12 protein-coding genes are annotated in these 20,724 nt (G+C 69.0%); 5 read left to right on the plus strand and 7 right to left on the minus strand.

Annotated elements, in window-relative coordinates; genetic code table 11:
* Positions 1-69 precede the first annotated feature (69 nt).
* The 4 genes from AL072_RS28925 to AL072_RS28940 form a co-directional block, all read right to left on the minus strand.
* Positions 70-1,095, minus strand: coding sequence for a TRAP transporter substrate-binding protein (locus AL072_RS28925; RefSeq protein ID WP_082109265.1), 1,026 nt, complete (start codon positions 1,093-1,095; stop codon positions 70-72).
* A 73-nt stretch (positions 1,096-1,168) separates the two neighbouring features.
* Positions 1,169-2,197: a Zn-dependent oxidoreductase gene (locus tag AL072_RS28930; RefSeq protein WP_045584960.1), complete on the minus strand. Its 1,029-nt coding sequence runs from the start codon at positions 2,195-2,197 to the stop codon at positions 1,169-1,171.
* Positions 2,198-2,236: 39 nt separating this feature from the next.
* Positions 2,237-3,763 carry a mannitol dehydrogenase family protein gene (locus AL072_RS28935; RefSeq protein ID WP_045584961.1) on the minus strand — a complete coding sequence of 509 codons (1,527 nt, stop codon included), beginning with the start codon at positions 3,761-3,763 and terminating at the stop codon, positions 2,237-2,239.
* Positions 3,764-3,890: 127 nt separating this feature from the next.
* Positions 3,891-4,643 (minus strand): GntR family transcriptional regulator, encoded by a 753-nt coding sequence (locus tag AL072_RS28940; RefSeq protein ID WP_045584962.1) that lies wholly within the window; start codon positions 4,641-4,643, stop codon positions 3,891-3,893.
* Between the two features lie 783 nt (positions 4,644-5,426).
* On the opposite strand from AL072_RS28940, the gene ppc reads away from it, so the two are divergent.
* Both ppc and AL072_RS28950 read left to right on the plus strand, forming a co-directional pair.
* Positions 5,427-8,198, plus strand: coding sequence for a phosphoenolpyruvate carboxylase (gene ppc, locus AL072_RS28945; protein ID WP_045584963.1), 2,772 nt, complete (start codon positions 5,427-5,429; stop codon positions 8,196-8,198).
* A gap of 273 nt (positions 8,199-8,471) precedes the next feature.
* The gene (locus tag AL072_RS28950) at positions 8,472-8,693 is read left to right on the plus strand and encodes a hypothetical protein (RefSeq protein ID WP_045584964.1); all 222 of its coding nucleotides are present in this window, start codon (positions 8,472-8,474) and stop codon (positions 8,691-8,693) included.
* Between the two features lie 74 nt (positions 8,694-8,767).
* On the opposite strand, the gene AL072_RS28955 is transcribed toward AL072_RS28950, so the two are convergent.
* Both AL072_RS28955 and AL072_RS28960 read right to left on the minus strand, forming a co-directional pair.
* Positions 8,768-10,306 (minus strand): SPASM domain-containing protein, encoded by a 1,539-nt coding sequence (locus tag AL072_RS28955; protein ID WP_082109266.1) that lies wholly within the window; start codon positions 10,304-10,306, stop codon positions 8,768-8,770.
* A 166-nt stretch (positions 10,307-10,472) separates the two neighbouring features.
* Positions 10,473-13,121 (minus strand): methyl-accepting chemotaxis protein, encoded by a 2,649-nt coding sequence (locus tag AL072_RS28960; protein WP_045584966.1) that lies wholly within the window; start codon positions 13,119-13,121, stop codon positions 10,473-10,475.
* Positions 13,122-13,495: 374 nt separating this feature from the next.
* Here AL072_RS28960 and AL072_RS28965 point away from each other — a divergent pair, with 374 nt between their 5' ends.
* From AL072_RS28965 to AL072_RS28975, 3 genes are read left to right on the plus strand one after another with little or no spacing between them, the layout of a single operon-like run.
* Positions 13,496-14,650: an FIST signal transduction protein gene (locus AL072_RS28965; RefSeq protein ID WP_045584967.1), complete on the plus strand. Its 1,155-nt coding sequence runs from the start codon at positions 13,496-13,498 to the stop codon at positions 14,648-14,650.
* Between the two features lie 4 nt (positions 14,651-14,654).
* Positions 14,655-18,659 (plus strand): PAS domain S-box protein, encoded by a 4,005-nt coding sequence (locus tag AL072_RS28970; protein WP_052710331.1) that lies wholly within the window; start codon positions 14,655-14,657, stop codon positions 18,657-18,659.
* Complete coding sequence (locus AL072_RS28975; RefSeq protein WP_045584968.1) at positions 18,656-19,786, plus strand: HD-GYP domain-containing protein; 1,131 nt, start codon at positions 18,656-18,658, stop codon at positions 19,784-19,786. The genes AL072_RS28970 and AL072_RS28975 overlap by 4 nt, the downstream gene beginning before the upstream one ends.
* A gap of 30 nt (positions 19,787-19,816) precedes the next feature.
* Here AL072_RS28975 and AL072_RS28980 read toward each other — a convergent pair whose 3' ends face one another.
* Entirely contained in the window at positions 19,817-20,587 is a 771-nt protein-coding gene (locus tag AL072_RS28980; protein ID WP_045584969.1) for a DUF2076 domain-containing protein, read from the minus strand.
* Positions 20,588-20,724 lie beyond the last annotated feature (137 nt).

Genomic DNA, 20,724 nt, shown 5'->3' on the forward strand with positions numbered 1-20,724 from the left:
GCACTCATGCGGTTGGAGGGCGGAAAGGCCCCCTCTCCCGTCGGGGAAGAGGGGGCCTTCGATCCCCGATCACTTGACCGCGAGGATTTCGTCGTAGATCGGCTTGATCTCCGGCGACAGGGCGGCGACCACGGCCGGACGGCCCTTCTCGGCGAAGGCGGCCTTGTCAACCGCCACGAACTCCATGCCCTTGGCCTTCAGGTCGGCGGCGAGCTTGGTCTCGTCCTCGATGAACAGCTTGCGCTCGGCAGCCTGCGCCGCCTTGGCGGCTTCCATGATGGCGGTGCGCTGCTCGGCCGGCAGGCGGCCCAGCCGCTTGGAGCCGCCGACCAGATAGATCCAGCTGATGACGTGCTCCGTCTGGTTCACGTATTTCTGGACCTCGTAGAAGCTCGCCGACTTGATCAGGGCCAGCGGGTTCTCCTGCGCCTCGATGGTGTCGTTCTGCAGGCCGGTGAACACTTCGGAGAAGGCCATCGGCGTCGGCTTGGCGCCCAGGCCCTGCCAGAAGGACACGAACAGCGGCACGTTGGGCACGCGCATCTTCAGGCCGTTCAGGTCGGCGGGCGACTTGATCGGGCGCTTGCTGGTCAGGTTGCGCGGGCCGCGGGCGAAATAGGTCAGCGGCAGCAGCTGGGTCTTCTGCTCGATGGATTCGGCGATCTTGCGGCCCGGCTCGCCGGTGACGACCTTGTCGAGATGGTCGAGGTCGCGGATCGCATAGGGAACCGCCAGCAGGGCCGCGGCCGGCGCCCAGTTCTGCAGCGACTCGCCGGTGATGGTGAAGTCGATGGTGCCGAGCTGGATGCCCTTGATCAGGTCGGTTTCCTTGCCGAGCTGCTCGTTGGGGAACACCTTGACCTCGACCGCGCCGTTGGTGCGCTTGGCGACTTCCTCGGCGAAGACCTGCGACGCCTTGTGCCAGACATTGTCCTCGTTGGCGAGGTGGCCGAGCTTCAGCATCGTCTTGCCCTGGGCGCGGACGATGGCCGGCGCGGCGATGCCGCCCAGCAGCGTCGCACCGGCGGCGAGGCCGGCGCCGAGACCGATGCTCCTGGCCAGCGAGCGGCGCGAAATCGGGGTCTTGCTGTTCATGGTGGGGTTCCTCCGTTGGGGGGCGGGTCGGATGCCTGCCCTTGTTCGAACACTCGGTGTACCGGCGGTGCGGTCAGGACTCGAAGTCGAGCTGGACCTTGATCGTGCTCGACGGGTCGGTCTCGATCAGGGCGAAGGCGCTCGCCGCGTCGGCGATCGGGAAGACCTGGGTGATCATCGCCGCCGGCTTCAGCCGGCCGCTCTCCAGCCACTCCACCACCTGCGGCAGCAGCCGGCGGTTCAGGCGGGAGCCGACCAGCGTCAGCTCCTTCTTCACGATCTCCTGCTGGCTGATGTTGCAGGGGCCGGGCGAGAATCCGAGCAGGCCGATGCGCGCGGCCGGGCTGGCGACACGGCAGGCCTCCTCCAGCAGCGCCGGCACGCCGGCCCCGTCGATCACCACGGTGGGGCCGAGCCCGTCATTCTCGTCGCGCACGGCGTCGGGCACAGACACCCGCGCGGAATTGAGGATGACGTCGGCACCGAACTCCTTCGCCCGCTCCAGCCGGCTGTCGTCGAGGTCGGCGACGATGCAGCGGGCGCCGTGCAGCTTGGCGACCTGCACCACAGTCAGCCCGACCGTGCCGGCGCCATAGACCAGCACCGTGTCGTCGGCGCCGATGCCGGTGCGCGACAGCACGTTGGCGGCGATGGAGAAGGGTTCGGCCAATGCCGCGATGGAGAAGGGCAGGTCGGAGCGCACCTTCACCGCATTGGCCGCCGGCACCAGGACATGGTTGCGGAAACCGCCGTCGCGGTGGACGCCGAACACCTCCAGGTTGGCGCAGACATTGGTCCGCCCGGCCCGGCAGGCATAGCAGCGGCCGCAGGACACCACCGGATCGACCACCACATGGTCGCCGGCAGCGACATTGGCCACGCCGTCGCCGACCGCCTCGACCGTGCCGCTGAACTCGTGGCCGATCACACGCGGGTAGACCGCGAAGGGGTTGGAGCCGTGGTAGATGTGCAGGTCCGACCCGCAGATGCCGGCACGCTGGACGCGCACCAGCACCTCGCCCGGCTTCACCGACCCGGCGGCCGGGCCGCTGTCGGGACGCAGGGCCAGCACATGCGGCTTTTCGACGGTCAGGGCAACCACGGGGAATACTCCCTTTGCTCGAAGAAGGTTTGAAACGGGTCAGGCGGTGGCGGCAACAACGGCGCGGGCACCCTCGGCGAACAGGCGGTGCAGCGCCGCGACCACCGGGCCGGTGAAGCGCGGGTCGCGCGGCAGATCCTCGCCGAACACCGCGGTCAGGCCGAACAGCGCCGTTGCCAACCGCTCGGGGTCGCCTGCGGTCCGGCCGGCGATCTCCGCCAGCCCGGCGGCCAGCGGATCGCGCACGTCGATGGGCTGGCCCTTCTCGTCGGTGCCGGCGACGTAGCGCATCCAGGCGGCGACGGCCAAAGCCAGCCGGTCGATGGGCAGACCGGCGGCCAACCGGTCGCGGATCGGGTTCAGCAGCCGCTGCGGCAGCTTCTGCGTGCCGTCCATGGCGATCTGCCAGGTGCGGTGGCGCAGCGCCGGATTGCGGAAGCGGGTGATCAGCGCGTCCTTGTACTGCTCCAGATCCGCGCCGGGCGGCATGTGCAGGGTCGGCCCTGTCTCCTGGTCCATCAGGTTGCGGACCAGCGTGGCGAAATCCTGGTCGGCCATGGTGTCCGACACCGTCTCGTAGCCGGCCAGATAGCCCAGATAGGCGATGGTGGAATGGCTGCCGTTCAGCAGCCGCAGCTTCATCGTCTCGTAGGGATGGACGTCGGCGACCAGTTCCACCCCAACCGTCTCCCAGGCCGGGCGGCCGGCGGGGAAGCGGTCCTCGACCACCCATTGGGTGAAGGGCTCGGTCACCACCGGCCATGCGTCCCGCCGGCCCAGCGCCGCGGACACACGGGCGCGGTCGGCCTCGGTGGTGGCGGGGACGATGCGGTCGACCATGCTGTTGGGGCAGGCGACCGCGTCGGCCACCCAGGCGCCGAAGGCCGGGTCGCGCAGCTCGGCGAAGCGGCGCAGGATTCGGGCGACGGTGTCGCCGTTGCCGGGCAGGTTGTCGCAGCTCAGCACGGTGAAGGGGGCCAGCCCGGCGGCGCGGCGGCGGGCCAGCGCCTCGGCCAGGAAACCGATGGCGGTGCGCGGCTTGGCCGGCATGTCCAGGTCGTGGCGGATATCGGGATGGCCCTCGTTGAGCGCGCCGGTCGCCGGGTCGTGGCAATAGCCCTTCTCGGTCACCGTCAGGGTGACGATGCGGACCGACGGGCGGGTCATCCGCTCCAGCACCGCGTCCGGATCCTCGTGCGCCACCAGCAGCTCCAGCAGGCAGCCGATCACCCGCAGCCGCTCGCCGCCGGCATCACGCACCGCCATGGTGTAGAGCCCGTCCTGAGGCTCCAGCGCATCGCGGGTGTCAGGGCTGCGCAGGCTGACCCCGGCAATGCCCCACGGCCCGAACTCCCGCTCCAGCAGGGCGTCGGTGTAGGCCGCCTGGTGGGCGCGCTGGAAAGCGCCGACGCCGAGATGGACGATGCCGATCTCCAGGTGGCCGCGGTCATAGGCCGGCTGCGCCACCGCCGCCGGCAGGGCGGCGAGGCTGGAGGCGTTCAGGCGGTCACTCGGGCGCTCGCCCGGGTTTTCACTCCGGCGTTCGGCGGGTGGTGCGGACGGCATCGACAGTTTTCCTCCCTGGCGAGACCTGGCACACCGGCCATGTGCTCGCATTCTTGTATGGTAGTATGCCAAGACATGCAGGTGAGGGCAACCCGGATTGTTCCTCCCATGAATTAAATGCGGCCGATCATCGCAGAGCGGCGGCGCGCGCCCGCCCCCTGGACGACGCCTTGGCAGGAAGCGCCGCGGCGCCGTCCTCCTCGTTGAACAGGTCGGGGAACTTGCCCTCCAGCTCGGGCAGCGAGGTCAGGATCTCGCGCAGATGCAGGCCCATCGCCGCGTCGGCCTTCACCGGATCGCGGGCGACGATGGCATCCAGCACAGCCTGGTGCTGGGCGATCAGCCGGCGGATCGGCGTCGCGTAGGGCACGCTGAGATAGCGGACCCGGTCCATCTGCGCCTTCGTCTCCTCGACGATGCGCCAGGCGTAGTCACACTCAGCCCCGATGGCGATGGTGCGGTGGAACGCCTCGTCCAGTTCCAGGAAGCGGACGGGCACCGGCTCGTCGGCAATGTCCCACTGGGCCTTGATGTTGTCGCGCAACTCGGCGAGGCCGGCCGGGGTGATGGTCTCGCAGGCCTTGCGCACCACGGCGGTCTCCACCGCCTCGCGGACGAAGCGGGCGTCGAGCACCTGCTTGACCGAGATCTTGACGACGAAGGTGCCGCGCTGCGGCCGGATGGTCAGCAGCCCGGCCTCGCTCAGCTTGATGAAGGCCTCGCGCACCGGCTGGCGGCTGACGCCGAGCTGGTCGGCGATCTCCTGCTCCGACAGGGCCTGACCGGGGCGGAACTGCATCGTCACGATGGCCTGCCGCAGCACCCGGTACACCCGCCGCGCGATCGGCTCGCCGGACTCCAGGTCGATCTTGTTCAGCATCGGCACGTCATGGTTGGTGGGGCCTCGAAGCCTGCCCGAAGGAACGGGGCAGATATATGATCTATCAGGATACTACCATACCAAGCGCGCGGCAAGAGTATTTCCCGCATGTCCGGATGGGCATCATGCGCGTCTTGCAGAAAACCTCTGCCGGGGCAAGGGCCGTCTTGCGAAGTTCCACAGACGACTTGCCGCCGCATGACCGGAGCGAGGGATGGATTTCCTGCGTCCTGTTTGTGATCACCCATGATCTCGCGAATCTTTCCCATATCCGTCATTCCCGCGAAAGCCGCGATCCAGCATCACGCCGCAGGGCGCAAGGAAGCCACGCCGTGAAATCCCTTGGTCGATCATTTGGATTTCTCCCGTTTCAGGCATTTTTCCAGGTGTGGCCGGCATACTGGAAGAGACCGGCGCACCATGGCCCGGCCGGACTGCGAGCGGGATCGCGTGGTGTGCGGATGGTTCGTGACCCGTCTGAATGCTAGTATGGTAGCAAAGGCGCAGCAAGCCGAAACTCGTATGGTAGCGCCCGGGCATCGTGGCTGCGGGGGGAAGAGGCGCGCCGCTTTATGCGACGTCGCATTTCTCAGCGCTGCGACTTATGGAAATCATTTCGCACAAGCACACGGACGGTTGAAACTTCGTACGGAATCGGCATGCTGTCCCGGATGGTCTGACCATTTCGCATGCAGGGGGCTCCCCTGCCGGAATTTTGACCATCACCCGTTCGAGCCGCGCGCCCCCGCATTCCGTCCATCCTCGACCAGGAAACCGCCGCCCATGTCCGCCATCCTGCTTCAGGAAAGTCCCGAGACGAAGGACCAGCCGCTCCGCGAAGACATCCGCCTGCTCGGGCGCATCCTGGGCGACACCGTGCGCAGCCAGGAAGGGGAGGCGGTGTTCGACATCGTCGAGCGGATCCGCCAGACCTCCATCCGCTTCCACCGCGAGGAGGACCAGGGTGCCCGCAAGGAGCTGGAAGCGATCCTGAACAGCCTGTCGCCGCCGCAGACGGCGCGGGTCGTCCGGGCCTACAGCTTCTTCTCCCACCTCGCCAACATCGCCGAGGACCAGCACCACATCCGCCGCACCCGCGCCCATGCGCTCGCCGGCTCGTCGCCGCGCGACGGCACCATGGCCCATGCGCTGGACGAGGCGATCAAGGCCGGCGTCACCACCCAGCAGCTGAAGGAGTTCTTCGACGGCGCGCTGGTCAGCCCGGTGCTGACCGCCCACCCGACCGAGGTGCAGCGCAAGAGCATCCTGACCGTGCAGATGGCGGTGGCCAAGCTGCTGGCCGAGCGCGACCACGGCCCGATGACGCCGGAGGAGGAGGACACCAACCTCGAATCGCTCCAGCGCGCCGTCCTGACGCTGTGGCAGACCGCGATCCTGCGCGCCACCAAGCTGGCGGTGACGGACGAGGTGGCGAACGGCCTGACCTTCTACGACTACACCTTCCTGCGCGAGATGCCGCGCTTCTACGCCCAGCTGGAAGACCATCTGCGCAAGACCGACCCGTCCTGGGCGACGACCGAGCTGCCGTCCTTCCTGCGGATGGGCAGCTGGATCGGCGGCGACCGCGACGGCAACCCCTTCGTCACCGCACCCGTCCTGCGCCAGGCGATGCGGATGCAGAGCACCCGCGCCCTGCGCTTCTACCTGGACGAGCTGCACACGCTGGGCGCCGAGCTGTCGCTCAGCACCCGCGTCATCGACGTGTCGGAGCCGCTGCGCCAGCTGGCCGAGCGGTCGCCCGACCCGTCGCCGCACCGCAAGATGGAGCCGTACCGCCGCGCCATCTCCGGCATCTACGCCCGGCTGGCCGCGACCATGCGCACCCTCGACGGGCTGGACGCGCCGCTGCACGCGGTGGGCGACGCGCCGCCCTACGCGACCCCGGCCGAGTTCCGCGCCGACCTGGAGATCATCGACCGCTCGCTGACCGTCAACGGCTCGGCGGCGCTCGCCAAGGGCCGGCTGCGCCACCTGCGCCGCGCCGTCGACCTGTTCGGCTTCCATCTCGCCAGCATCGACCTGCGCCAGAACTCCGACGTGCATGAGCGCTCGGTGGCGGAGCTGCTGTCCTTCGCCGATGCCGGCGTCGACTATGCGGCGCTGTCGGAGGACGAGCGGATCGAGCTGCTGGTCCGCGAGCTGGAGACCAACCGACCGCTGGCATCGCGCTATGCCGGTTATTCGGAGGAAACCAGCTCGGAGCTGGACATCCTGCGCACCGCCGCCGACTGCCGCGCCCGCTTCGGCACCGACGCGCTGGTGAATTGCGTCATCTCCAAGACCGACGGCGTGTCGGACATCCTGGAGGTCGCCGTCCTGCTGAAGGAGGCCGGGCTGCTGCGGCCGAAGGACAAGGCGCTGGATCTCAACATCGCGCCGCTGTTCGAGACCATCGGCGACCTGCGCAACTGCGCCGCCACCATGGACCGGCTGCTGTCGATCCCGACCTACCGCAGCTTCCTGGAAAGCCGCGGCAACCTGCAGGAGGTGATGCTCGGCTATTCGGACAGCAACAAGGACGGCGGGTTCATGACCTCCGGCTGGGAGCTGTACAAGGCCGAGATCGCGCTGGTCGAGGTGTTCGCCAAGCATGGCGTGCGGCTGCGGCTGTTCCATGGCCGCGGCGGCTCGGTCGGCCGCGGCGGCGGCCCCAGCTATCAGGCGATCCTGGCCCAGCCGGCCGGCGCGGTGCAAGGCGCCATCCGCATCACCGAACAGGGCGAGGTCATCGCCGGCAAATATTCCAACCCCGAGGTCGGCCGCCGCAACCTGGAAACGCTGGCCGCGGCCACCCTGGAAGCGACGCTGCTGCATCCGGAATCGGCCGAGCCTTGCACCGAGCTGTTCCTCCAGGCCATGGAAGAGCTGTCGGAGAGCGCCTTCAAGGCCTATCGCGGACTGGTCTACGAAACCGACGGTTTCGAGAAGTATTTCTGGGAATCGACGGTGATCGGCGAGATCGCCAACCTCAACATCGGCAGCCGCCCGGCCTCGCGCAAGAAATCGACCAGCATCGAGGATCTGCGCGCGATTCCCTGGGTGTTCAGCTGGGCGCAATGCCGCCTGATGCTGCCGGGCTGGTATGGCTTCGGGTCGGCGGTGAAGGCCTATCTCGCCCAGCATCCGGACGGGATGGAGCGGCTGCGCGCCATGCACCGCGACTGGGGCTTCTTCCGCACGCTGCTGTCCAACATGGACATGGTGCTGGCGAAGTCGAACATCGCCATCGCGTCCCGCTATGCCGGCCTGGTATCCGATCCGGCGCTGCGCGACGCCATCTTCTCGCGCATCCGCACGGAATGGCAGGACAGCATCGAAGTCCTGCTGGCGATCACCGAACAGTCGGCGCTGCTCGAGAAGAACCCGCTGCTGGCGCGGTCGATCCGCAACCGCTTCCCCTATCTGGACCCGCTCAACCACGTCCAGGTGGAGTTGCTGAAGCGCCACCGCTCCAGCGACAGCGGCGAGCAGATCGCCCGCGGCATCCATCTGACCATCAACGGCATCGCTGCCGGATTGCGCAACAGCGGCTGATCCGCATCGCTGACAATCCAGATCGCCGGTTTGGAACAAGCCCCTCCTCCCCCGTGGACGAGGGGCTTTTCCATATGCGGGCGACCCGAAATCCGCCCGGGTCAACTATCTTGGCCTGGTCTTGTGCAATGCCGTTCAAATCTTCGGCGCTGCAATATGCCGCACGCGAATACGAATGGCAGGGCCGCAAAAAGTCATGGGGTCTTTCAAAAATCCGAATTGAAGGCCGGCGAATATTTTGATAGCTGTCGCGGCCTCACCAGGAGAATTGGTATGACCACTCACTCACAACAGCAGCAGATGGCCCAGCCGGCGGAGCAGCGCGGGCAGGGATCGGCCGGCATCGCCGGGCACCGGCAAGGGACGTCCGATGCCGCAGGCACCGCCGGGGACGGGCAGGATACCCAGGGTTATTTCGGCGGGGCCTGCGGCGCCGGTGCCGGCGCTGCGATCCTGTGGCAGCCGATCACCGTGCAGAGGACCGGCCGTCGCTGATGGGTCCGGACAGCCTCAGCCCGGAAAGACACCTCCGCCGCCCCTGAATGGAGCGGCGGAGCGGCTGTGGAAGGTCACGGGAAAACGTCGCCGGGATCGGACCCGGGAGGAGTGGCCGGTGTGCTGGACACCCGCCGGGCACGGTGCGGCAGATAGCTGTCCGCATCGCGCGGGTCACGATAGATGGGGCAAGTGCGGCAGGCTGTCGGGGGATCGGCAGAATTCACGGCCAGACGGAAGGCCTGATAGCCTGGACCGTTCCACAGATCTTCCATGGACGTCTCATGGAGGTTTCCGATCCGCGTTCCTGGGATGCAGCAGGCCATGACGTCACCGTTGCCCAGAACCACCGCCGAACGCCACGGCTCGGGGCAAGAGGCGCGGCCGGCCCGCGCCGGCACCGCATCGAACGGTCCCTGAATCTCCAGGCCGATGCCAAGTTCGGCCGCCAGCGCGACCGCCATCCCCCATGCCTCGGCATAACGGGCCTGGTCGAACCACAAGGACTCGGCTTCCATATCCGCGGTGTAGGCCTCCAGGTGGCGACACTGGACCACATCGAAACCGAGGTCGGCGGCCAACCGGATGAACGGGAGCAATTCCTCCAAATTGCTGCGCATCAACGTAAAGCCAAGGAGCAGCGTCGGCTGACGACGCTCACCGCGCGCTCCTGCGAGCCGGCGCAGATTGTCCAGGACCTCGTCGAGTGGTGGTGCTCCGCGCCGGATGCGGCGATAGGTGGCATCCGTGGCGGCGTCCAGCGACACGTTGATGGACCGCAGCTTGGACTTCAGCAACCGCTCGCAGGTGTCCTGGGACAGATGAGCACCATTCGTGTTGACGTGGAATGGCACATCCAGGCCGATGATGAAATCCAGCTCGCCGCCGAACCGGTGATCGGCCCACAGGATATCGCCGCTGTAGTCGGTCTCCACCCCGCGCAACCAACCACGGCGGCTCCATTCACGGATCGGTTCGCGCACCCTGTCGTCCAATCGGGCGACCGAGGCACGCATTTCCCGCGAGATGCAGTGGATGCAGTTGAGATTGCACTGCGTCACCGGGCTGAGCAGCAGGCCGGGCGGCACAGGCCCGTCGGCCAGCGGCGGCGAATAGCCGAGCTCGGCCATCATCCCGTACTCGCCCTGGTGCTTACCGCCGACAAAGCACGCAACATGCCCGGTCATGCGGCGCGCCGCACCGCTGTGCAGCCATACCGTCACCGCGTTGTCAGCGGTCGCGTCCGGAGACTCCAACACCAATGCGAAGCTGCGCCCTGCAGCCTGCGGGATGGTGGTCAACCGGAGGTCCTGAAAGGCGTTGTCGAGGATTTTCGCGCCGTCGAACTCCGCCCGGCCCACGAGCCATTCGGTGGGCAGGTCATTGATCGCCAGTTCGGCCGCTTCACCCGTTGGTAGCCTGTAGAGCGACAAAATCACCCTGGAGTTCCTGATGCCGGCATAGGTTGCGAGCAGCGGCGACACCGACGACAGATGATCGGCAGTCGGGCGAAAGACTTGCACGACCTTGCGTCCGGCCAAGACTTTCCCTGCCGGGCGCTGTTCCGGCAGGCTGGGACGAAGTGCCGAGAGGAGTGTGCCGATGATTCTCATCGACACACTATTCCTACAAGCAAAAATAGCGTCAAGCCGGGAAAGAGGCGAGGGATAGGGCGACCAGACATGCCAGAGTTGGCAATAGCGTGCCCTTATCCTCGCCGATCGCCCGATCCTCGACGCCGGTCGCCGACCGGGCAGTTCATCTCCTGCAAGTGGGCTCTCAACCGGCCCGCATGCGGTCGACCAGACTGTCGACCTGCGAGCCGAGCGAGCGCACCTCGTCCGCCACGGTGGACGACGCGGTCAGCACACGATTGGCAGACTCGCCCGATTCAGCGGCGGCACGGGCCACCGAGTCGATGTTGCGGCGCACATGCTGGGTGCCGTCGGCGGCCTCGCCGACATTGCGGGCGATCTCGCGGGTGGCCGCGCTCTGCTGCTCGACGGCGGCGGCGACCGTGGCGGCGATCTCGTTGATCTCGCGAATGGTGCCGGCAATGGAGCGGATGGCGTCCACCGCATCCTGCGTCACCGCCTGCATCGCCTGGATCTGGCTGGAGATTTCCTCGGTCGCCTTGCCGGTCTGGTTGGCGAGGCTCTTCACCTCGCTCGCCACCACGGCGAAGCCCTTGCCGGCCTCTCCCGCCCGCGCCGCCTCGATGGTGGCGTTCAGCGCCAGCAGGTTGGTCTGGCTGGCGATGTCGTTGATGAGGTTGACCACCTCGCCGATCTTGTTGGCGCTCTGCGACAATCCCTCGACCGTGCGATCGGTGCGTTCGGCCTCGTCGGCCGCCTTGCGGGCGATGCGGCTGGAGGTGTGGACCTGCGAGCCGATCTCCTGGATGGAGGCCGACAGTTCCTCGGTCGCGGCGGCCACCGCCTTGACGCTGCCTTCGGCCTGCTGGGAGGTGCTGGCGGCGGTCGAGGCCTCGCCGGTGGTGGCCTCGGCGTTGCGGCTCATGCGCTGGGCCATGTCCTGCATCTCTCCGGCGGCGCGGGCGACACGGTCGAGCACGCCGCGGACGCTGCTCTCGAAACTCTCCGCCATCTCGACCATGGCGCGACGGCGTTCGCCGGCGGCACGGCTGCGTTCGGTCTCGGCCCGGGCGTTGGCGGCGTTCGCCTCGTTGGCGGTGTCGCGGAAGACCATCAGGGCACGGGTCATGTCGCCGATCTCGTCCGTCCCGGCGACGGGGATCGGCGCGTTGAGGTTGCCGCCGGCAATCGCCCGCATGGCGTCCGACAACTGGCCGATGCGGGCGACGATGTTGCGGCCGACCACGAACCAGGCCAGCGCGGCGGCACCGACCAGGCTGGCGGCGGCGAACAGGATCAGCATCATCCGGCCGGTGGCCAGCGCATCGGTCGCCCCGGCGGCGGCGGAATCCGCCTCCTTCTTCATCGCCAGGATCTGGCCGTCGATCATGCCGGCGAACTCCTGGGCGATCTGGCGGTTCTCGGCCAGGATCAGCTCGTTCTCGTCGACCGCCTGCAACTCCGACCGGCGCAGCGCGAACAGGCTGGACTCGCCCATGCCGAAGCCGATCAGGGCTTCGGCACTGCGGACCAGCTTCGGCAGCCCGTCGTCGCCGACCGACTGCAAAGCCTTCAACCGCTCCGTCATCGCCTTGGCGGCGGCGGCGTAGCGCGCCTCCAGCGTCGCCAGCCGATCCTCCGTCGGGGCCTGCGTCGCCTCGTTCAGGGCACCGACGGTGGCGGCTGCGTAGGTCGACAGCTCCAGATATGTCCGGAAGCGGGCCAGCCCGTCGCCCAGCAGATCCTGCATCGAATCGCGGGTCTGCGAGCGGATGTTGACGCTGGACAGCTTGATCTCGGCCTTCAGCCGCATCAGCGGCGATTCCATCTGGTCCAGCAGCGCCGCCTGCTTGCGCGCCGCCTCGGCCAGCACATCGGCGATCTTCTGGCGGATGGTGGCGCGCTCGCCGCTGTCCGCCGGCAGTTCCAGCGCCTTGCGGCGCAGGTCGAACACCCCGTCGGCACCGTCGCCCAGCAGGAAGAAGGCGTCGAGCCCGTCGGAGGTCTCCTTGCTCAGGCGGCTGCCCACCTGCGCGGTGGCGCTGACCATGCGGGCGGCGGCTTCCAGATAGTTTTGCTGGTGCTGGGTGACGGCGAAGGCGGTCTCGGCGCCGCCGGCGCGGGTCAGCGCCTCGGACGAAACGCTGAGGTCGCCGCGCACCTCATACATGGTGATCAGCGAGCGCACAGCGTCCCCCAGCGCGTTCATGTCGCGCTCGGTGCTGGTGTCCAGCGTCTCGCCCTTGCCGCGCAGGGTCGCGCCGGCCCGGTCGGTCAGCGGCGTCAGGGCGGCCAGGAAGGCGTCGTAGGAGGTCGCCAGCCCGACGCCCTTTTCCTCGCGGGTGTCGCGAACGGACAGGCGGCGTTCGACGGCAGCGTTCTCCTTGTCCAGCGTGGCGACCAGCGCCTGGGTCTTGGCCCGCAGATCCGGGATGCGCGCATCGCCGGGGCGGCGGCCGCCAAGCTCGTCCACCAGGGCGGCCAGCGTCTTGGCGCTGCCCATGATCTGGCGGTAGGCGCGCTCGCGCTCGGCCTGGGTTTCGGCGGAGTCCAGCACCGGAGCGGCGGCGGCGATGCCGCTGCTTTCGCCGGACAGGCGCTTGGCCAGCTCCATTTCCGGCAGGCCGGTGCCGACGATCTGTGTCAGCGGCGCCTCCACCGCCGAGAAGGAGGTCAGGCCGACGCCGCTGGCCGCGACCGTCATGCCCGCCATGCCGGCGAAAGCCATCAGGAGCTTGCCGCGCACGCCCAGGCGGCGGCCGCGCGGTTGGCCGTGTGTCTCGCCATACTGCCGACCCGGCATCGTCGTATCGTCGCGGTCGTCGATCGTCATGCTGCGCCCCTAACCTCCCGGAAAAAGTGACCGACCTGGCTTGCCGCCCCTTGTGTCTTCGTCGGGTGTGTTTGCGTTCGCCTGCAGGCACCCGGATCGGCCCCGCCGCGGCCGCTCCCCCTCCCCCAAGGGATTGATTCGGTTCCGCACTGCTTGGCCAGCCAACCATACTGCAGTGTGGTTGACAGATCCTTACGGGGGAACTCCCATTTTCCGCCATCGAGGGCATAGCCTCTTTCGATGGAATGAGGGCGCCCAGCCATCCGGGCATGCGTCATTATGACTACTGGCCCCATCCAAAGGTAATAGTGCCTCTGCCTGGCTTCGGCTTCATGTTACCCTTTCGGGCGGGCTGGCTGGAATGGAGACGAGGCATGCGGGTCTGGCAGACGGTGATCGCACCCTCGGTGGCATGGCCGTGCCCGCCGGCCGCCCCGCAGCCGGTTCAACTCGTGCTGGTCTTCGGCTCCGTCGCCCGGCTCGACCGGCCGGGCTTCGCCGAGGCGCTCGCCGCCGCCCATCCCGGAGCATTGCTGGCCGGATGCAGCACCGCGGGCGAGATCGTCGGCGATCGTGTGCTCGACGACTCCTGCACCGTCACCGCCATCCGGTTCGACCGCGGCGAGGTCGCGGCGGCGGAGGCCGACATCGCATCCATCGCGGAGTCCGGGCAGGCGGGGGAGGTTCTGGGCAAGGCGCTTGCCGCAAGGCCCGGCCTGACCGGCGTCCTTCTGTTCGCCCCCGGCGTCGCGGTGAACGGCAGCGCGCTGATCGACGGGCTGGTCGACTGCCTGCCGGCGGGCGTGCCGGTGTCCGGCGGGCTGGCGGGCGACGGCGGCGCCTTCGTCCGCACCCTGGTCCTGGGGCCGTCCGGCCTGTCGGACGGGCGGGCGGTCGCGGTCGGCTTCTATGGCGAGTCCCTGCAATTCGGGCTCGGTTCCGTCGGCGGATGGGAGCCGTTCGGGCCGGCGCGCAAGGTGACGCGGGCGGTCGGCAACCTGCTGCTGCAGCTGGACGGGGAACCGGCGCTGAACATCTACAAGCGCTATCTCGGCGACTATGCCCGCGACCTGCCGGCGTCCGGCCTGCTGTTCCCGTTCGAACTGTTGAACCGCAACCATGATTCGGTCGGGCTGATCCGCACCATCCTCGGCATCGACGAGGATGCCGGCGGCCTGATCCTGGCCGGCACGGTGGACGAGGGATATTACCTGCGGCTGATGCATGCCAGCACCGACGGGCTGGTCGACGGGGCGGAGCAGGCCGGCGCCATCGCAGCCGCCGGTAAAGCGGGGGATGGCGGGAAGGATGCCGACGACCGGCTCGCCCTGCTGGTCAGCTGCGTCGGGCGCAAGCTGGTGATGGGCGACCGGGTGGAGGAGGAGGTGCAGGCGGTGGCCGACCGGCTGGGGCCGGGCACGGTGCTGACCGGCTTCTATTCCTACGGCGAGATCGGGCCGATGCGCGACATGCTCGATTGCCGGCTGCACAACCAGACGATGACGGTCGCCCTGCTGACGGAACGCTGACCGCATGCACCGCCTGCTGCAAAACCAGTTCAAGCGCGTGCTGGGCCTGCCCACCGCCGAGGCGGCGGAGCCGGTGCTGGCCGAGTTGCGGGCGCTCGCCGGCAGCGCCGGCCTGTCGCCGGAGGCGGCGCGGGTGCTGGACGGGCTGCCGGCGCTGTTCGCCCGCATCTCGCAAAGCTACGACCAGGCCGACCGCGACCTGACCCTGCGGGCCCGCAGCCTGCAATTGAGTTCGGAGGAACTGGCCGACGCCAACGAGCGGCTGCGGCGCGAGGCGGCGGCCCAGGCCCATGCCATCCACCGGCTGCGCGGCGTCGCCAACAGCCTGTTGCGGGCCGACGGACGCCCGGAACTGCCGGATTCCGCCGACGCCGGCCCGACCGACAGCCTGGAGCGGCTGAGCCAGCTGATGGCCGCGCTGGTGGCGGAGCGTTCCGCGGCGCAGCGGGCGCTGGAGCGGCAGAAATTCGCCCTCGACCAGCATGCCATCGTCAGCATCACCGATCACCGCGGCGTCATCACCTACGCCAACGACAAGTTCTGCCAGATCAGCGGCTTCCCCCGGGACGAACTGCTGGGCAACACGCACCGGATCGTGAATTCCGGCCACCATCCCGCCGGCTTCTTCGCGGAGATGTGGCGCACCATCACGGACGGGCAGGTCTGGCACGGCGAGATCTGCAACCGGACCAAGGCGGGCGAGGAGTATTGGGTCGCCGCGACCATCGTTCCGCAACCGGGCACCGGCGGAAAGCCGCACCAGTACATCGCCATCCGCACCGACATCACCCAGCGCCGGCGGATGGAGGCGGAGCTGGAGGACAGCCGCCGCTTCCTGCAGAGCATCACCGACAGCATGGGCGAAGGCGTCTTCTCGCTCGACCGCAGCGGCTTCTGCACCTTCCTCAATCCGGAAGCCGAACGGCTGCTCGGCTGGCCGCTGGAGGATCTGCGCGACATCACCCTGCACGACGCCGTCCATCACAAGGACGGGATGGGGCGGCCGGTCGCCAAGGAGGATTGCGCGGTGCTGTCCAGCATCCGGCGCGGCGAGATCCACCGCTCGGAGAACGACCATTTCGTCCGGCGCGACGGCACCGTCTTTCCCATCGCCATCACCGCGGTGCCGCTGCGCGAGGACGGTCGCATCGTCGGCTCGGTCACCGTCTTCCGCGACATCACCGAACGCCGGCGCATGCTGACCGCCCTGCAGGAGAGCGAGGAACGGCTGATCGTGGCGCTGGACGCCTCCAACACCGGGCTGTGGGACTGGAATCCGGTGTCGGACTACGCCTATTTCTCCGACCGCTGGCTGGCCATGCTCGGTTATGCCCAGGGCGAGTTGCCGCCCTGCGGCGCCACCTGGCTCGACCTGCTGCACCCCGACGACCGGGAGCGCGTGCTGTCCGCGCTGGAGGAGCATGTCGGCGGCCGGGAGCCGGTCTACGAGGTCGAGTTCCGCATGCGTCACAAGTCGGGCGACTGGGTGTGGATCCTGTCGGCCGGCAAGGTGACGGACCGCGATCCGGCCGGCCTGCCGACCCGCATCACCGGCATCCACAAGGACGTCACCGACCGCAAGCGCACCGAGGACGAACTGGCCCGCGCCAAGGAGGAGGCCGACCGCGCCAACCGGCAGAAAAGCGATTTCCTGGCCAACATGAGCCACGAGATACGGACGCCGATGAATGCGGTGATCGGGCTGAGCCACCTGATGATGAAGACCGAGCTGACGGCCCGCCAGCGCGACTATCTGGACAAGATCCAGGCGTCGTCGCGCAGCCTGCTCGGCATCATCAACGACATCCTGGACTTCTCGAAGGTCGAGGCCGGCAAGCTGGAGATCGAGGCGATCCCCTTCCACATCGGCGACGTGCTGCAGGAGGTGGCGACCGTCGTCCAGCCGCGGTTGCGGGAAAAGGGGCTGGAACTCATCGTCGATCTCGACACCGGCGTGCCGGGCACCCTGGTCGGCGACCCGTTGCGGCTGGGACAGGTGATCCTCAACCTCGTCTCCAACGCCGTGAAGTTCACCGAACGGGGCGAGGTGGTGGTCTCGGTCGGCGGCCATATCGGCACCGGCGACGAGTACCGGCTGGAGGTGGAGGTCTGCGACACCGGCATCGGCATGTCGCCCGACCAGACGGCGGCGCTGTTCCGCCCCTTCACCCAGGCCGACAGCTCGACCACCCGGCGCTTCGGCGGCACCGGGCTGGGGCTGGCGATCTGCCGGCAGCTGGTGGAGCTGATGGGCGGCGGCGTGTCGGTGGAAAGCCGCCCGGGGGAGGGCAGCATCTTCCGCTTCTCCGTCCGCAGCCGCGTCGCCGCCGGGGAGACGGTGGACGACCGGCTGCCCGGCGACCTGATGGACCGCCGGGTGCTGGTGGTCGACGACAGCGACGCCGTGCGCTCCATCCTGACCGACATGCTGGAGCGGTTCGGGTTGGCCGTGGAATCGGTCGGCGACGGCCGGTCCGCCCTGCGCCGGCTGGAGGAGGGGCAGGCCGGCCTCAAGCCGGCGGTGGAGCTGGTGGTGCTGGACTGGCGCATGCCGGACCTGGACGGGGTGGAGACGCTGCGCCGGCTGCGCGCGCTCCCCGGCGTCCGGTCCCCGGTGGTGATGACGACCGCCTATGGCGCCGAGGGCGTCCAGGCGGCGCTGGACATGGCTCTGGACGGAACGCCGAACGGAGCGCCGCCGGTCACCGCCATCCTGGAAAAGCCGGTGACGCCTTCGGCGATGTTCGATTCGGTGATGACGGCGCTCGGCGGCTCGGCGCCGCGGACCGCCGCCGACTCCGTGCGCCGTCTGCGCGATCCGGCGCAATCGACCGAACTGTCGGCGCTGGTCGGGCGCAGCGTGCTGCTGGTGGAGGACAACCCGGTCAACCAGCAGGTGGCAAGCGGCCTGCTGGAGCTGGTCGGCATCGAGGCGATGGTGGTCGCCAGCGGCGAGGAGGCCCTGCAATGCCTGCGCGAGGTCAAGTTCGACCTGGTGCTGATGGACGTGCAGATGCCGGGGCTGGACGGCTATGAGACGACCCGGCTCGTCCGGCGCGAGCTGGAACTGTCGGCCCTGCCCATCGTCGCCATGACCGCCCATGCCATGGCCGGCGACCGCGAGCGCTGCCTGGACGCCGGCATGAACGACCATGTCTCCAAGCCGATCGACCCGGAAGCGCTCTACGCCGCGCTCGCCCGCTGGCTGAAGCCGGTGCGCGGGCTTGGCGGCGGGGGAGCGGCAAGCACCGCGCCGACGCTGGCGGCGGCCGCCGTCTCGGCCGCTCCGGCGCTGCCCGACAGCCTGCCGGCGCTCGACCTCGCGGTGGCGCGGCGCAACGTGAACGGCAACCTCGCACTGCTGCGCCGCATCCTGGTCGATTTCGCCGCCACCCATGCCGACGAGGCGTTGCGTCTGGCCGCCGCGGTACGGGAAGCCCGCTGGCCGGACGTGCTGCGGCTGTCCCATACGCTGAAAGGCACCGCCGCCACCGTCGGCGCCATGGACCTGTCGGTCCTGGCCGGCGCGGTGGAGCAGGGTGCCATGGCCGATCCGCCTGTGCTGGAGGACGGCCTGCTGGACCGGCTTGCCGGCGCGCTCGCCGTCGTGGTGGAAGGCATCGGCGTCCTGGGCCGGCCGGTGCCGCCGGATACGCCCGCGCCGCCCGCCCCCGCGTCCAACCTCGCGCCCGGGCACACATCCGGGCCCGCTTCCGCAAGCCCGGCGTCCGATGGCCGGCCCGGATCCTCCTGTCCGCCGGACCTCCGGCGGGCGGCACTGCCCTTGGCCGACCGGCTGGGAACACTGCTGGCCGCCGGCGACCCGGAGGCGGGCGATCTTGCCGACGCGCTGGTCGGCCTGCTGGCCGGAAGCCCGGCAGCGGCAGCGGCCGAACGGGTCGGCCGCCATGCCGCAGCCTTCGACTTCGACGACGCCGCCGCCGCCCTGGCCGACCTGCGCGACCAACTCGGCCACCAACCCGGGGATCTTGGAGAGACCGCGTCATGAGCATGCCGCCGCAGCCTGAAACACCGGCCGGAGGAAAGCCGCGCATCCTGGTGGTCGACGACGAGCCGATCAACCTGAAGGTGATGACCGACCTGCTGCGCGACAGCTACGGCCTGACCGTGGCGAAGGACGGGCCGCAGGCGCTCGCCCGGCTGGCCGGCGATCCGCTGCCCGACCTGATCCTGCTGGACGTGATGATGCCGGGCATGGACGGGGTGGAGGTGTGCCGCCGGCTGAAGGCCGACTCCCGCACCGCCGAGCTGCCGGTGATCTTCATCACCGCGATGGGGCAGGTCCATGACGAAACCCGCGGGTTCGAGGCGGGGGCGGTCGATTACATCACCAAGCCGATCTCGCCGCCGGTGATGCTGGCGCGGGTCCGCACCCACATCGCCCTGCGCGAGGCGCGCCGCGCGCTCGCCGACCAGAACCGGCAGCTGGAAATCCGTGTGGCGGAGCGCACGCGCGACCTGCTGCGGGCCCAGGACGCCACCATCCGCGCCATGGCCTCGCTGGCGGAAACCCGCGACAACGAGACCGGCAACCACATCCGCCGCACCCAGAACTATGTGCTGGCGCTCGCCCTGCACCTCCGCCACGACCCGCGCTATGCCGACCGGCTCGACGAGGGAACCATCGAGCTGCTCTACAAGTCGGCGCCGCTGCACGATGTTGGCAAGGTCGGCATCCCCGATTCGATCCTGCTGAAGCCGGGGAAGCTCAGCGACGACGAATTCCACGTCATGAAGACCCATGCCGCTCTGGGCCACGACGCCATCTTCGCCGCCGAAGGGCAGGCGGAGATGGCGGCGGTCGGAGAAAGCTCGTTCCTGCGCATCGCCCGCGAGATCGCGCACGGCCATCATGAACGCTGGGACGGCACCGGCTATCCCCAGGGCCTGGCCGGGGAGGCGATCCCGCTGTCGGCCAGGCTGATGGCGGTGGCCGACGTCTATGACGCGCTGATCAGCCGCCGCTGCTACAAGCCGGCCTTCCCGCACGAGACGGCGGCCGCAATCATCCGCGAGGGCAGCGGCAGCCATTTCGATCCGGCGGTCGTCGACGCCTTCGTCGCCCTGGAGGACGAGTTCAAGGACATCGCCGGGCGCTATCGCGACGAGGCGTGAGCGGCAGGCCGCTCAACTCGGTAAATCCGGTCAGATCCACGAATCGTCCCCGCCGCTGCCGCCGCCATCGTCGAAGGGCGCATCGTCCGGCGCCGGCTGGTCCTGGTCATAGGAAACGTCCCGGGCCGCATCCTCTGGGGGGGCGCCCCGGTCGTCGCCGTAATAATTGTTGACCACCGTTTCGTTGACCGTCGTTTCCCCGGTTGGCGTCTGGGCCACCGCCTCGCCGAAGGGACCGGGGGAATGATGCAGCAGCGAGGAGATCGCGCTCGCCGCCAGCATGCCGCCGGCGACGCCGGCCGCCGTCTGCGCCGCTCCGGCGAAGAACCCGCCGCCGCGCGGGGCCATGCCGGCCTGGGGGAAGGGCTGTTGCGGGTAGGGTTGCTGGGGATAGGCCGCGCCGGGCTGTCCATAGCCGGGCGCCGCGATGCCGGTCGGGGCATTGGGCGGAGCGGACCATGGGCTGCGGCCGGCCGGCGGCGGGGCGGCAGGCTGCTCGCCGCCGCGGCTCCACGGGCTGCGGCCGATGCCCAGCGCGTTCGACAGGAAGCTGCCGCCCGTCGACGCCGGCCGGTCGGCGCGGTCGCGCGCCTGACGCTCCAACTCCTCGATCCGGGTCTGGGCGGCGGTCAGGGCCTGCTGCTGGACCAGGACGGTTTGCGCCATGTAATAGGCGGACAGCGGCTGGTCCTGGACCGACCGGCGGATGAAATCCTCCGCCTCGGCGTCGCGGGGCTGGGCTTCCGCCTCGCGCAGGCGGCGGAACAGGTCGGACAGCAGCGTGCGTTCCTCGGGGGTCATCGACGTCTCCTGGCAGAGCGCCCGATCGCAATGGGGCACAATCCTTGATGTGGAGACGCCATACCCCCCCGGACAAGTGTCCGGCAAGGGCCCCATTGCCATGGCGCCGCACCATGGACGCAAAATTGCGCGCCCAT

The sequence above is a fragment of the Azospirillum thiophilum genome (assembly GCF_001305595.1).
GTDB classification, from domain to species: domain Bacteria; phylum Pseudomonadota; class Alphaproteobacteria; order Azospirillales; family Azospirillaceae; genus Azospirillum; species Azospirillum thiophilum.